The following is a 13,336-nucleotide window of genomic DNA, read 5'->3' on the forward strand; positions in this document are numbered from 1 at the left end:
TATCCATTGGCCTGCTGCCGGATTACGGGCGAAGCATTCCCGCTACTCCGTCCACCGCACCCTGGTCACGTCGTTGGCCTGAATGGGAGCGTCCTTCCAGAAGCCTTCGAGTTTCGCGTCCCATACGCCCACCTTCGGCAGTTCGTAGAGGAAGCCGACCACGGCGTCGTCGGCGAGGATCTTCTGCGCCTGCCCGAGCAGCTCGTTGCGCTTGGCCTCGTCGGAGGTGAGGTTCAGTTCCTCGATCACCTTGTCGAAGGCCGGATTGTCGTAGTTGAAGTAATAATCCTTGCGCGCATAGATATCGATGTCGTTCGGCTCGGTGTGCGAGACGATGGTGAGGTCGAAATCCTTGCGGGTGAAGACCTGATCGAGCCATTGCGCCCATTCCACCGGAATGATCTCGGCCTCGATGCCGATCTCGCGCAGCTGCGAGGCGATGATCTCGCCGCCAAGACGCGCATAGGAGGGCGGCGGCAGTTTCAGCGTGGTCTTGAAGCCGTTTTCGAGGCCTGCCTCCTTCAGCAGCTCCTTGGCCTTGGCGATGTCATGCGAGTAGGTGCCGGTGAGGTCGACATAGGCCTTGGAGGCCGGCGACTGGTGCGAGCCGATGGGCGTTCCGAGCCCGGCCGAAGCGCCGTCGATGATCGCCTGCCGGTCGAGCGCATAGGAGATGGCCTGCCGCACCTGCAGCTTGTCGAAAGGCTCCTTCTTGTTGTTCATCGACAGCAGCGTCTCGCCTTCGGTGGCGCCTACCTCGATCTTGAAGCGCGGATCGCCCTCGATCTGCGAAACGCCATCCGGCTGGAAGAAGGGGAAGGCCTGCACGTCGCCCGAGAGCAATGCCGGCACGGCGGCGGCGGCATCGGGCACGATACGGAACTCGACCTTGTCGAGATAGGCCGGTTCGCCCCAGTAGCCGTCGGCCCTGGCGAGCCGGATGGAAGCGCCCTTGGCCCAGTTCTCGAAGCGGAAGGGGCCGGTGCCGATTGGCTTTTCCTTGTTGGTGCCGGCCGATTCCGGGGCCACGATCACCGCGTCGCCCCAGCCCATATTGTAGAGGAACGCGCCCTGCGGATGCTTGAGCGTGATCTTCACCGTGGCCGGATCGACGGCTTCGACGTTGTCGATGGCCTCGAACAGGATCTTCTGGGCGTTGACCGAATCGTCGGCACGGGCGCGGTCGAGCGAGAACTTCACGTCCCCGGCCTCGAAATCGCTGCCGTCATGGAATTTCACGCCGCTGCGCAGCTTGAAGGTGTAGACCTTGCCGTCCTCGGAAATTTCCCAGCTTTCGGCAAGCGCCGGCAGCACCTCTCCGGAGGGGCCGATGCGGGTGAGGCCTTCGAACACATTGGCGTAGAGCACTTCGTCGATGGCCGCGGCAGCGCCCGCCGTCGGGTCGAGATGCGGCGGCTCCAGCGGAATGCCGATGACGAGATCGGTACGCGCCGCCAGGGCCGGCAGGCTGATCGCCGTGGCCATCGCTGCCGCCACAAGGAAAGATATCCAGGATTTCATCGGCCTGCTCCCTGTCTCCCGATCGAGGCGGATCAAAGCGCGGAATGCCTAAAGAGTAAATCGCCTTTGTCGTGCTTCTTGTGCATTGCGGGAGGGGGCGGTCACCGCGCCCCGCCGCGCAGCAGCACGTTGAGGCCGATGGCCATCACCTTGGCCGCGTCCACCATGTCGTCGATGCCGACCCATTCGTCCGGGCGGTGGGCGAGGTCGAGGATGCCGGGGCCATAGGCGATGCAATCGTAGAGATGGCCGAGGCGGGCGACATGTTTCTGGTCGTAGGTGCCGGGTGAGATCACGTAGTCCGGCTCGTGGTCGAAGATCTCCATGATGCCTTTGGCGACGGCCTTCACCACCGGCGCGTCGCGCTCGGTCATGGTCGGCTGCACCTCCATCAGGTCGCGGATCTCGTAGTCGAATTTCCTGCGGTCGCGTTTCAGCCGGTCGAGGATCGACACGACCTCGCCCTTGACCTCGTCAATCTTCTCCTCGAGCAGGAAGCGGCGGTCGATGGTCAGCCGGCAGCGGTCCGGCACGTTGGGCGAGGGCAGGCCGGGGCGGAAGTCATCGGTCTGGCCGCCATGGATGGAGTTGATGTTCATGGTCGAGCGCCGTGCGCCCTCCGGCACCACCGGCATTGCCGTGCGCTTGGCGTCCAGCGCCGGGAAAAGCTCGTCCTCGAAGGCCTGCAGCACCGCGCCCATGTGGCGCACGGCGCAGTCACCGAGGAAAGGCATGGAGCCGTGCGCGATCTCGCCCTTCGTCTCGATCTCGGCCCACCACACGCCGCGATGGCCGAGGCAGATGCGCTCCTTGTTGAGCGGCTCGGGGATGATGACGTGATCGACCTTCGGCTTAGAGAAATAGCCGAGCCTCGCCAGATGGGCGACGCCGCCGAAGCCGCCGGATTCCTCGTCCACCGTGCCCGAAATCTCGATGGCGCCGGGAAAATCCGGATAGACCTGCATGAAGGCGAGCGCGGCGATGATGGAGGAGGCGAGGCCGCCCTTCATGTCGCAGGCGCCGCGTCCGTAGACGCGGCCATCCTTCACGACACCGGCGAAGGGATCGAGCGTCCAGCCGTCGCCAGCCTCGACCACGTCGATATGCGAGTTGAAATGCACGGTGGGGCCGGCCACGCGCCCGTCGAAGCGCGCCACCACATTGGTACGGGGGTAGCGGTCGGTGTCGCCGGGCGCGCCTTCGCCCCGGATATATTCGACCTCGAAGCCGTGCCGCTTCAGGTAATCGCCGACGAATTCGGCGCACGGCGTGTAGGCCTCACCGGGCGGGTTGACGGTGGGAAAGCGGATCAGCTCCGCCGTCAGCGCGATCACTTCCTCGCGCCGGGCCTCCACGGCCTCCAGCAGGCGGTCGTTCAGGGGGAGTCGATTGTCCATGGCGCCAGTTGAGCAAGCTTCGGGCCTGCTTGGCAAGATGTATGTCGTGCCAGGCAGAAAGCATTAATGCCGCGTCTCTCGTCAGTAAAATGTCAATCAATAGCGTGGATCATTCATGATCTGCTTTGGCAAGCCAAGAAAATCCGGAGATTGCATTGGCATAGGGCTGCAAAGGGGTTTGGATCGATGAAGAAGACCATGCTCATGACGGCTGCGCTGGCGGCGATGATACTGGGTTCGCCGGTCCAGAGTTTTGCCAATGTGCTTGAGGCGCGGGTGAGCCTCTCCACCCAGACCATGACGGTCAGGAAGCATGGGCGCGTGCTCTATCGCTGGAAGGTTTCGACCGCGCGCAAGGGCTATGTCACGCCGCGCGGCTCATGGCGGCCCAAGCGTATGCACAGGATGTGGTATTCGCGCAAATACGACATGTCGCCCATGCCCTATTCGGTTTTCTACCACGGCGGCTATGCCATCCACGGCACCGGGGCGGTGAAGCAGCTCGGTCGCCCGGCCTCGCATGGCTGCGTGCGGCTGCAAACGGCCAATGCGGCGGCCTTCTATGCGCTGGTGCGCGAGGTCGGCATGGGCAACACCCGCATCGTCGTCACCAATTGAGATCGTGCAACCCGAACCGCCTTCGCTTCATTTTGCTTTTGATGAACGCCGGCCGGCATTCCCTTTCCGGCCGCGCCCGGCTACCACTGGTGGCGAGGAGCATTGCCGATGAAACCCAGAGAGCGTGTCGCGCTTTCAAGGCCGGTCGCAGACGAGGTGCGCAAGACCACCTGCTACATGTGCGCGTGCCGCTGCGGCATCAATGTCCACATCAAGGACGGCAAGATCCGCTACATCGAGGGCAATCGCGATCATCCGGTGAACAAGGGCGTGCTGTGCGCCAAGGGCTCGGCCGGCATCATGCAGCATTATGCGCCGGCAAGGCTGCGGGCGCCGCTGAAGCGGGTAGGGCCGCGCGGGTCCGGCCAGTTCCAGGAGATTTCGTGGGAGGAGGCGCTGTCGCTTGCGGTCGAGTGGCTGGGAACGGTGCGCGCGGATGACCCTAAGAAGCTCGCCTTCTTCACCGGGCGCGACCAGTCTCAGTCGCTGACCGGTTTCTGGGCGCAGCAGTTCGGCACGCCCAACTATGCCGCCCATGGCGGCTTCTGCTCGGTCAACATGGCGGCGGCCGGCATCATGACCATCGGCGGGGCGTTCTGGGAGTTCGGTGCTCCGGACTGGGAGCGTACCAAGCTGTTCGTCATGTTCGGCGTGGCCGAGGACCATGATTCCAACCCGATCAAGATGGGCATCGCCAAGCTGAAGAAGCGGGGCGCGCGCTTCGTCTCGGTCAATCCGATCCGTACCGGCTATTCGGCGGTGGCCGACAACTGGATCGGCATCCGGCCGGGTACGGACGGGCTGCTGATCCTGTCGGTCGTGCATGAGCTGCTGAAGGCGCGCAGGATCGATGTCGACTATCTGGTGCGCTACACCAACGCCACCTGGCTGGTGATCGATGCGCCCGGAACGGCCGAGCACGGCCTGTTCGCGCGGGACGGCGAAGGCAAGCCGCTGGTGCATGAGACGGTGACGGAACAGATCGTGCCGCTCGGCACCAAGGGCGCGCGGGCGGCGCTGTCGGGCCGTGTGCAGCTCGACGACGGGCGCTTCGCCGTGCCGTCGTTCCAGCTTCTGGCCGAAAAATACCTGGACGAAAAATATGCGCCGGAGGCGGTGGCGGCCGAAACGGGCGTAAAGGCGGAGACCATCCGCGGACTGGCGGCCGAAATCGCCCGCGTGGCGTTCGAAGAGGAAATCTTTGTCGAGCAGCCGTGGACCGACATGAACGGCCAGCGCCATCAGGGTTATGTGGGGCGGCCGGTTTCCTTCCACGCCATGCGCGGCCTTTCGGCCCATTCCAACGGCTTCCAGACGACGCGCGCCCTGCACATGCTTCAGGTGCTGATCGGCGCCATCGATTGCCCCGGCGGCTTCCGTTTCGAGCCGCCTTACCCGAAGCCCTTGTCGGCGCACCCGACGCCGCACGGCAAGGCCGAGCATTTCGGCTCCAACACGCCGCTTTCCGGCCCGCATCTCGGCTTTCCACGCGGTCCGGAGGATCTGCTGGTCGATTCCCAGGGCAGGCCGACCCGCATAGACAAGGCTTTCTCCTGGGATGCGCCGATCGCCGCGCACGGCATGATGCATATGGTGATCGCCAATGCCCATGCCGGCGATCCGTATCCGGTGGATGTGCTGTTCATGTACATGGCCAACATGGCGTGGAACTCGTCCATGAACACGGCCGGCACCATCAAAATGCTGGAGGAAAAGGACGAGGCCACCGGCGAATACCGCATTCCGAAGATCATCTATGCCGATGCCTATGCCTCGGAGATGGTCGCCTATGCCGACCTCGTGCTGCCCGATACCACCTATCTGGAACGCTACGACTGCATTTCGCTGCTCGACCGGCCGATTTCCGAGCCGGATGCGGTGCAGGACGCCATCCGCTGGCCGGTTCTGGAACCGGACCGCGACGTGCGGGCGTTCCAGACCGTGCTGCTCGATCTCGGCGCGCGGCTCAATCTGCCGGGCTTTTCCGATGGTCACGGCAGGGCGCTCTACAAGGACTATGCGGACTATATCGTGCGCCATGAGCGGCGGCCGGGCATCGGTCCGCTCGCCGGATTCAGGGGCCTCAACGGCGAAAGAGCGGGCAGGGGCGCGGCGAACCGCCGGCAAATGGAGCGCTATATCGAGAATGGCTCGTTCTTTTCAGCGCATATCCCCATGGAAGCGCAGTTCTTCAAGCACGCGAACCAAGCCTATCAGGATTTTGCCGTGCGCATGGGCTTCTTCGATACGCCGCAGCCGGTGACTTTCCAGCTCTATCAGGAAGCCTTGCAGAAGTTCCGCCTGTCGGCCGAAGGGCTGCGCGAGCCGGTCGCGCCCGAGACGCACCGCGAGCGGATCATGCAGGCCTTCGATCCGCTGCCGGTGTGGTATCGGCCGCTCGGCGAGGCGATGGTCGACCGCTCCGCATATCCCTATCACGCCGTCACCCAGCGGCCGGCGGCCATGTATCATTCATGGGGCTCGATGAATGCATGGCTGCGGCAGATCCATACGCGCAATCCGCTCTATGTGCCGGGTCCGATCTGCGACGAGCTTGGTCTGAAGGATGGCGACTGGGCGTGGGTGAGTTCGCATCACGGCCGCATCAAGGTCGAGGTGGCGCGCATGGAGGCGGTGAACGCGTCCACCCTGTGGACGTGGAACGCCATCGGCAAGCGGGCAGGGACATGGGCGCTGGACCGGAATGTGCCGGAAGCCAGAAAAGGCTTCCTGTTGAATCACTTGATCCATGAACTTCTGCCGCCGCGCGAGGACGGATTGCGGCTTTCCAATTCCGATCCCGTTACCGGGCAGGCGGCGTGGTACGACCTTCGGGTGCACATCGAGAAGGCGGAGGTCGGGCCGGTCAGCGAGCCGCACCTGCCGCCGGTCGCGCAACCCGAGCCGGAACCGCATCCGACGGAACTGCGCTACGGGCAGGAGTGGGCGCAATGAATTCACTTACTTGCCGGATGACATGTGGTCCTACCCCTCTCTGGCCTGCCGGCCATCTCCCCTACAAGGGGGGAGACCGGCAGCTTCAATCTCTCCGTTATTCCTGCGACGCTGACGATTGGCGAAAGCCGGCGCGAAGGCTGCTCTCCCCCCTTGTAGGGGAGATGGCCGGCAGGCCAGAGAGGGGTAGATTGCGGGGGCAATCGAAATGACCAGCCTGCCCTCTCTCCCCACCCCGAAAAAGCTCGGCCTCGTCATCGATCTCGACACCTGCGTCGGCTGCCATGCCTGCGTGGTCAACTGCAAGGAGTGGAACACCGGCGGCTATGGTGCCGCGCTTTCCGACCAGGACCCTTATGGAGCCGACGTTTCGGGAGCCTGGCTCAACCGCGTCCATTCGTTCGAGGTGGTTCCGCAGGAAGGCGACGTGGTGGCCGAGGCGGGCGACGCGCGCATCGTGCATTTTCCCAAATCCTGCCTGCATTGCGAGAATGCGCCCTGCGTGACCGTGTGCCCCACCGGCGCCTCCTACAAGCGCGCCGATGACGGCATCGTCCTGGTGGACGAGGACATGTGCATCGGTTGCGGCCTGTGCGCCTGGGCCTGTCCCTATGGCGCGCGCGAAATGGACCTTGCCGCCGGCGTGATGAAGAAATGCACGCTGTGCATCGACCGCATCTACAACGAGACGCTGGAGGAGCGGGACCGCACCCCGGCCTGCGTGCGCACCTGCCCGGCCAATGCCCGCCATTTCGGCGATCTCGGCGATCCGCATTCGGAGGTCTCGAAGCTGGTGGCGGCACGCGGCGGCATCGACCTGATGCCGGAACAGGGCACGCGACCGGTCAACAAGTACCTGCCGCCGCGCCGGCGCACGCCGCTTTCGGCGAGCGCGGGCATGCTGGAAGAAGACACAAGCGACGCCACCGGCTTCTTCGGATGGCTGGACAAGATGCTGGACAGGATCTGAAATTTGCATCCGGCGCCGTCGATCATCCTGTTCACCACCTTGTCGGGCCTTGGCTACGGGCTGGCGGCGATGCTCGGCCTCGGCCTGCTTGATCCGGCCAACATCGCGACGAAGCTCGCCCATGTGCTTGCGCTGGCGCTCATTTCGGCCGGTTTGCTGTCGTCCACCGCGCATCTCGGCAATCCGCAGCGTGCCTGGCGGGCACTCAGCCAATGGCGAACGAGTTGGTTGTCGCGCGAGGGCGTGATGGCGCTCGCCACGTTCGTGCCGCTCACATGGTCGGCCTGGCTCGCCGTGATCGAAGGCCGCTATTACTGGCTGCCGGGGCTGCTCGGCACGGCGATGAGCTTCGTGACCGTATTCTGCACGGCGATGATCTATGCTTCGCTCAAATCGGTGCAGGCGTGGCACACGCGCCTGACGCCGGCCTGCTATGTGCTGTTCGCGGCCGCCGGCGGTCTGGTGGCGAGCGCGTTCTTCGCCGCCTGTTCGGCTGCGCTTTCGCCACTGTTGCCGCTTGCGGCCTTGGTCGTGCTGGCCGTGGCATGGTGGGTCAAGGCGCAATGGCGCGCACGCACGCGGGAACTTTCGCCCCTCTCGACACCGGAAAGCGCAACCGGCCTTGGTTATCTCGGTCGCGTCCGGCTGTTCGAGAAGCCGCACATGACCGAAAACTATCTCACCCGCGAGATGGGTTTTCGGGTCGGCCGCAAACATGCGGCCAAGCTGTGGAAGATCGCGCTGGCCGCAGGGGCGGTCGTGCCGGCGGTGCTGATGCTGCTCTTGTCGGCAATGGGGCCGGGCGGCGCCGGTGATGTCGCTGTGGCGGCCGGCGCGCTTCTGGCCTTCGTGGCGGGAGTGTTGACGGAGCGCTGGCTGTTCTTCGCGGAAGCCCGCCACGCGGTGATGAACTACTACGGTGGCGAATAGAGGCGATCAAAGGCCGGATCGTGCCTGTGTCGGCCTTGCCTGCCGATACATCGTCGGCAGGCCGTATCCGGACTTCAGGTCGCCGGTTGTTTTTCGCGCACGGGCTTGGGCTGGTGTGCCTTGCGTATCCTGAGCGCCAGCCGGCGCAGCGCGGCGAATTTCTCGCCAGGCTGGGTGATCTTCTGCTCGCCCCACGGCGTCCACAGCATCGGGGGGCGGTTCTTGTCGGTAACCGTTCTCATTCAAGCCTCCCTCACAAGCATCGTACACGCAGTGTAACACATCGCCGAAGAAGGTGAAGTGACGTGACGGAATGTCACGGTCAGGTCAGTTGCGGCCGCGAATGGTGCGGCGGCGACCGCTGAGCTGCCAACGCTTGTGGAACCACATCCACTGGCCCGGGTCCTCGCGCACCCAGCGCTCGATGACATCGGTCACGAGCTGCGTGGTCGCCTTGACGTCCACATTGCCGCGCGGCCCGCGCGGCAGGTCGAGCTTTTCCTCGATTTCCAGACGGAAACGGTTGCCCGGGAGGCGCACGCAGCGCGCGGGGTAGACGTCGCAGTCATAGTGGCGGGCGAGCATGCCGAGCAGCGGGTTGGTCTGGCAGGTGCGGCCGAAGAAGGTCGTCTCCAGCCCGCTGATGAATTTCTGGTCGACCAGCACGCCGACATTGCCGCCCTGGTCGAGAATGGAGGCCAGCGCAAAGGAGGCGCCGCTGAGCGACGGCAGCAGCCCGCCCATGTTCGATGAGCGCATCGACTGGATATATTCGGCGATGTAGGGGTTGTTGGGCGGGCGAAACAGCGCCGTCACCTTCATGCCGAAGGTCGCCGCCGCGACCGGCAGCAACTCGAAATTGCCGAGATGGCCGGTGAAGATGATGTGCGGACGATCATCGGCGGCGATGCGCTCGAATAGCGCGATGCTTTCCCGCGACACCTCGATGCGGCCGGGTGTGTCCGACCAGGGGTCGAGGTCGAACAGTTTGTCGAGAAAGATGTATTCGGCGCCGAGCCGCGCCATGTTGCCCCACATGTCGAGGGCGATGGTCTCGATCTCGGCTTCGCTCTTTTCGGGATAGGCTTGGCGCAGATTGTCCAGCGTTAGCCGATGGCGACCGGTCAGCGAACCGACACGGCGGGCGACACGGTCGGCGAAGTTCAGCGCGCTGTCCGGCGGTAGCAGGCGCAGCACCGACATGACGCCGATGGCGAGCTTCGCCACCAGCCAATGGCGCATCTTGCGGAAGCGCAGGGCGGTGCGGAACTTCAGCTCACGCCGCCAGTTGCCGGTCGAACCGGAGGCCAAGGCGAAAAATCCCTCAGCCGACGTTGAGGATGATCTTGCCGAACACGTCGCGGCCTTCCATGCGCTTCAGCGCCGCATCGATGCCGTCGAAATCGACAGCCGTGTCGATGACCGGATGGACCAGCCCCGCCGCCATCTTCTGCATGGCATCGGCCATGTTCTCCATGCGGCAGCCGAAGGAGCCGAGCAGCTTCAACTGCTGCTGGAACAGCATCATCAGGTTCATTTCGGTCGACACGCCGGAGGTCGACCCGCAGGTGACGAGGCGGCCGCCGCGCTTCAGGCTCAGCATGGAACCGGCCCAGGTGTCCTTGCCGACATGCTCGAACACCACGTCGACGCCCTTCTTCTTCGTCAGCTTGCGCACGACGCCCTCGAAGCGGTCCTCACGGTAGTTGATGACGTGATCGGCACCCAGCGCCTTGGCCTTCTCGATCTTGTCGTTCGAGCCGACCGTGGTGATGACCGTGCAGCCCATCTTCTTGGCAAGCTGGATGGCGGCCGAGCCGATGCCGGAGCCGCCGGCATGGACGAGGATCGTCTCGCCGGGCTCGAGCTTCGCATTGTCGAACAGCATATGCTCGACCGTGCCGAAGGTGACGGGCGCGACGGCGGCACCTATGGCATCCACGCCGGGCGGGGCAGGGACCAGCAGACGGGCGGGCAGGTTGATCTTTTCCTGCGCGAAGCCGTCGAGATGGAAACCGTGCACGCCCGAGACGTGCTCGCACAGATTGTCACGCTTTTCGCGGCAGGCGCGGCACAGGCCGCAGGTGCGCGCGCCATAGATGGAGACGAGCTGACCCGGAAGCAGGTTCGATACGCCGGGGCCGACCGCTTCCACTTCGCCGGAAGCCTCGGCGCCGACGGTGAGCGGCAGCTTGCGCTTGGCGAAGGCCATGCCGCGCCAGCCCCACACGTCGATATGGTTGAGAGCGACGGCCTTGATGCGCAGCGTCACCTCGCCCTGTGCGGGGGCGGGCGGCGGGGCGATGTCGACCGTCTCCAGACGGCGATCTTCGATGAGTTGCAGTGCGCGCATCGAACGACGCTCCATTTCAGCAAAGGCAACGGAACGGGCGGCGGCGCCGCCCCATTCGTGCATTCAGTTTCACTACAGGGGGATTAGACAGGTTCCCTTGCCATGACAAGGCAGGTGTTCTGGCCGCCGAAGCCGAAGGAATTGGACAGGACCGTGCCCACCCTGGCCTCGCGTTTCACGTTCGGCACCACGTCGAGCGCAATCGCCGGATCGGGATTGTCGTAGTTGATGGTCGGCGGGATGACGCCCTCGCGCATGGTCATCAGCGAGAAGGCGGCCTCGATGGCGCCGGCGGCGGACAACGTATGACCGATCATCGACTTGTTGGACGAAATCGGGATGCGGCTCATATGCTCGCCGAACACGGTCGACAGCGACAGGTGTTCCATCTTGTCGTTTTCCGGCGTCGAGGTGCCGTGGGCGTTGATGTAGTCGATGCCGTCCTCGCCGAGGCCGGCGTCGGCTAGGGCCGCACGCACCGCCGCGATGGCGGGCGAGCCGTCCGGCTTGGAGCGGGTGCGGTGAAAATCATCGGCCTTCTCGCCGCAACCGCGGATGATGCCGAGCACCGTCGCGCCGCGGGCGGTGGCGGACTCCAGCGATTCCAGCACGAGCGCAGCCGACCCTTCCGCCAGCACGAAGCCGTCGCGGTCCTTCGAGAAGGGCTTTGAAGCCTTTTCCGGCACGTCGTTGCTGGTTGAAAGCGCCGACAGCAGCGAAAAGCGGATCAGCGCTTCGGCGGTGGCCGAACCGTCGGCGCCGATGGCCAGCGCGCGCTGCGCTTCGCCGCGCCGGATCGCCTCGACGCCGAGCTGGATGGCGGTGGCGCCGGAGGCACAGGCGGTCGACAGCGTGATCGGCAGGCCGGTCGCGCCGAAACGGTCGGCCAGACGGTCGGCGATGGAGGCGAATTGCGAGGAGTCGAACATCTCCAGCGAATTGAGGTTTCGCGCGACCTCCAGCAGGCGGTCGGAGGCCGGCTCGCGCTCGCCGCCCTTGTAGAGCGCAAGGCGATCGTGCCAGTCGAGCTCGACCGGCGGGGAGGCGAGGAACAGCGGCCCGCCGAAATTGTCGATCGCAAGGCCCGCTTCCGCAACGGCTTCCCCGGCGGCGGTCTCGGCCAGCTCATAGGTCAGGGCGCTGGCGCCCCTGGAGCTGGAGGCGAGGAAATCCACGGTGCCGGCGATGCGGGTGTTGAGCTGGTCGACGGGGAAGCGGGTGATCGGGTGGATGCCGGACTTGCCGGCGGTCAGGGCTTCCCAGTTGTCCTTCTTGCCGACGCCGAGCGAGGTCACCACGCCGATGCCGGTGACGGCTACGACGGGCCTGCCGAGATGATCCTTGAACTTCGTCATGTCACGGGCTCCGGGCTTCAATCTGCTGCGCTGACCAGCGCCGCGCCCTCGAAATGGTGATAGCCGATGGTGGTTGCCAGTACGGATTTCAACGATCCGTCAAAAGCCTTTTCGCCGGCCTCGAAGGGCGGATAGGGGGCCTTGTTGCTGACCGCCAGCGCTGCCAGCGCCACGGCGAACGGAAACTGCGCTTCCTTGAGGTGGCCGGTCAGCGTCGAGAAGGCGCGCGCGGCGATGTCGGTCCTGGCGTCCAGTACGGCCTTTTCGGCCGCGGTCGCCTTGTGAGCGCCCGACGCGCCGGAAATGGCAAGCAATCCGGTTTCGGTGGCGTCGACCGTATCGAGCAGCCTATCGATGCCGGCCGCCAGTTCGTCCCTGCCGCGGCGGGCACGGCCGGAGGCAACGGGGCCTAGGGTCGCATAAATGCGCTGGCCGCGCTTCTCGGCATGTTCGCGGCTTTCCAGGACGAGGAACGCGCCGCCGGAACCGGAGACGATGCCGCCGCCTTCCGCGCCCTGCCGCTGCCAGACCGGCTTCCATTCGCCGCGATGCAGGTAGCCGGCAAGCTCGTAGCCCAGCAGCATGTCGGGATGCTCGGTCTGGAAGGCGCCGCCGACCAGTATGTGCGTGGACTGGCCGGAGCGGATACGCGCGGCCGCCGTCTCGATGGCCGAAACGCCGGCGCCTTCCTCGCCCATGAAGGTGCGCGAGGAACCGGTGACCTTGTGGACGATGGAGATGTTGCCGGCCAGCAGATTGGAAAGCTGGGCCAGGAACAGGGTGGGGCGCAACTCCGTGGTCAGCTTCTCGTTGAGCAGCACGTCGAAATCGTCGCGCTGCGCCGAGGCGGCCAGAATGTCGGAATCGACCGCCACGTCGCGCTCGCCGCCGCCTGCCGCCACCACCATGTCCATGGTGGCGCACAGTTCCTCATTGTCCTTGATGCCGGCATCGGCCAGGGCGAGGCCGGCGACATAGGTGCCGAGGCGCTGCCAGGTTTCCATCTGGCGCTGGTCGCCGCGCTTGGCGATCTGCAGGCTCCAGTCGATTTCAGGCAACGGGTGGATGGTGTAGGGCGCGAAGCGCTCCGCATCGAGCACCGGCAGGGTGCCGGGCGTCGACAATTTCTGCCAGTGCGCATCGGTGCCCTCTCCCAGCGAGGAGACGAGACCGATGCCGGTGATGACGACGTCGCGGGCGCTCATGTGCTGTTGCCGATCCTTCGGGCCGCTCTCTG

The 13,336-nt window shown here is 65.1% G+C and carries 11 protein-coding genes; 4 read left to right on the plus strand and 7 right to left on the minus strand.

Annotated elements, in window-relative coordinates:
* Positions 1–42 precede the first annotated feature (42 nt).
* Together ABID37_RS01430 and ABID37_RS01435 are read right to left on the minus strand one after the other, a co-directional pair.
* Positions 43–1,521 carry an ABC transporter substrate-binding protein gene (locus tag ABID37_RS01430; protein WP_354192187.1) on the minus strand — a complete coding sequence of 493 codons (1,479 nt, stop codon included), beginning with the start codon at positions 1,519–1,521 and terminating at the stop codon, positions 43–45.
* 101 nt (positions 1,522–1,622) lie between these two features.
* Positions 1,623–2,900: an acetylornithine deacetylase/succinyl-diaminopimelate desuccinylase family protein gene (locus ABID37_RS01435; protein ID WP_354192450.1), complete on the minus strand. Its 1,278-nt coding sequence runs from the start codon at positions 2,898–2,900 to the stop codon at positions 1,623–1,625.
* Positions 2,901–3,104: 204 nt separating this feature from the next.
* On the opposite strand from ABID37_RS01435, the gene ABID37_RS01440 reads away from it, so the two are divergent.
* From ABID37_RS01440 to ABID37_RS01455, 4 genes are all read left to right on the plus strand, one after another.
* Positions 3,105–3,536: a L,D-transpeptidase gene (locus ABID37_RS01440; RefSeq protein WP_354192188.1), complete on the plus strand. Its 432-nt coding sequence runs from the start codon at positions 3,105–3,107 to the stop codon at positions 3,534–3,536.
* A gap of 108 nt (positions 3,537–3,644) precedes the next feature.
* Positions 3,645–6,491 carry a molybdopterin oxidoreductase family protein gene (locus tag ABID37_RS01445; protein WP_354192189.1) on the plus strand — a complete coding sequence of 949 codons (2,847 nt, stop codon included), beginning with the start codon at positions 3,645–3,647 and terminating at the stop codon, positions 6,489–6,491.
* 208 nt (positions 6,492–6,699) lie between these two features.
* Positions 6,700–7,461 (plus strand): 4Fe-4S dicluster domain-containing protein, encoded by a 762-nt coding sequence (locus ABID37_RS01450; protein ID WP_354192191.1) that lies wholly within the window; start codon positions 6,700–6,702, stop codon positions 7,459–7,461.
* A 3-nt stretch (positions 7,462–7,464) separates the two neighbouring features.
* Positions 7,465–8,391: a dimethyl sulfoxide reductase anchor subunit family protein gene (locus ABID37_RS01455; protein ID WP_354192192.1), complete on the plus strand. Its 927-nt coding sequence runs from the start codon at positions 7,465–7,467 to the stop codon at positions 8,389–8,391.
* Positions 8,392–8,465: 74 nt separating this feature from the next.
* On the opposite strand, the gene ABID37_RS01460 is transcribed toward ABID37_RS01455, so the two are convergent.
* From ABID37_RS01460 to ABID37_RS01480, 5 genes are all read right to left on the minus strand, one after another.
* Positions 8,466–8,633, minus strand: a complete 168-nt coding sequence (locus tag ABID37_RS01460) for a hypothetical protein (RefSeq protein ID WP_354192193.1) — start codon at positions 8,631–8,633, stop codon at positions 8,466–8,468.
* Between the two features lie 85 nt (positions 8,634–8,718).
* Positions 8,719–9,702: a lipid A biosynthesis lauroyl acyltransferase gene (locus tag ABID37_RS01465; RefSeq protein ID WP_354192194.1), complete on the minus strand. Its 984-nt coding sequence runs from the start codon at positions 9,700–9,702 to the stop codon at positions 8,719–8,721.
* 13 nt (positions 9,703–9,715) lie between these two features.
* Positions 9,716–10,744, minus strand: a complete 1,029-nt coding sequence (locus ABID37_RS01470; RefSeq protein ID WP_354192195.1) for a zinc-binding dehydrogenase — start codon at positions 10,742–10,744, stop codon at positions 9,716–9,718.
* Positions 10,745–10,827: 83 nt separating this feature from the next.
* Complete coding sequence (locus ABID37_RS01475) at positions 10,828–12,099, minus strand: beta-ketoacyl-ACP synthase (protein WP_354192196.1); 1,272 nt, start codon at positions 12,097–12,099, stop codon at positions 10,828–10,830.
* A gap of 17 nt (positions 12,100–12,116) precedes the next feature.
* On the minus strand, positions 12,117–13,304 hold the full coding sequence (locus ABID37_RS01480; protein WP_354192197.1) for a beta-ketoacyl-ACP synthase: 1,188 nt from the start codon (positions 13,302–13,304) through the stop codon (positions 12,117–12,119).
* Positions 13,305–13,336 lie beyond the last annotated feature (32 nt).

This window comes from Aquamicrobium terrae, from assembly GCF_040545735.1.
GTDB lineage: Bacteria > Pseudomonadota > Alphaproteobacteria > Rhizobiales > Rhizobiaceae > Mesorhizobium > Mesorhizobium terrae_A.

What these genes read in the sequence shown, in the direction of transcription:
- ABID37_RS01430 (WP_354192187.1), bottom strand. Translation starts at nt 1,521, where the DNA reads ATGAAATCCTGGATATCTTTCCTTGTGGCGGCAGCGATGGCCACGGCG.
- ABID37_RS01470 (WP_354192195.1), bottom strand. Translation starts at nt 10,744, where the DNA reads ATGCGCGCACTGCAACTCATCGAAGATCGCCGTCTGGAGACGGTCGAC.
- ABID37_RS01475 (WP_354192196.1), bottom strand. Translation starts at nt 12,099, where the DNA reads ATGACGAAGTTCAAGGATCATCTCGGCAGGCCCGTCGTAGCCGTCACC.
- ABID37_RS01450 (WP_354192191.1), top strand. Translation starts at nt 6,700, where the DNA reads ATGACCAGCCTGCCCTCTCTCCCCACCCCGAAAAAGCTCGGCCTCGTC.
- ABID37_RS01440 (WP_354192188.1), top strand. Translation starts at nt 3,105, where the DNA reads ATGAAGAAGACCATGCTCATGACGGCTGCGCTGGCGGCGATGATACTG.
- ABID37_RS01445 (WP_354192189.1), top strand. Translation starts at nt 3,645, where the DNA reads ATGAAACCCAGAGAGCGTGTCGCGCTTTCAAGGCCGGTCGCAGACGAG.
- ABID37_RS01480 (WP_354192197.1), bottom strand. Translation starts at nt 13,304, where the DNA reads ATGAGCGCCCGCGACGTCGTCATCACCGGCATCGGTCTCGTCTCCTCG.
- ABID37_RS01460 (WP_354192193.1), bottom strand. Translation starts at nt 8,633, where the DNA reads ATGAGAACGGTTACCGACAAGAACCGCCCCCCGATGCTGTGGACGCCG.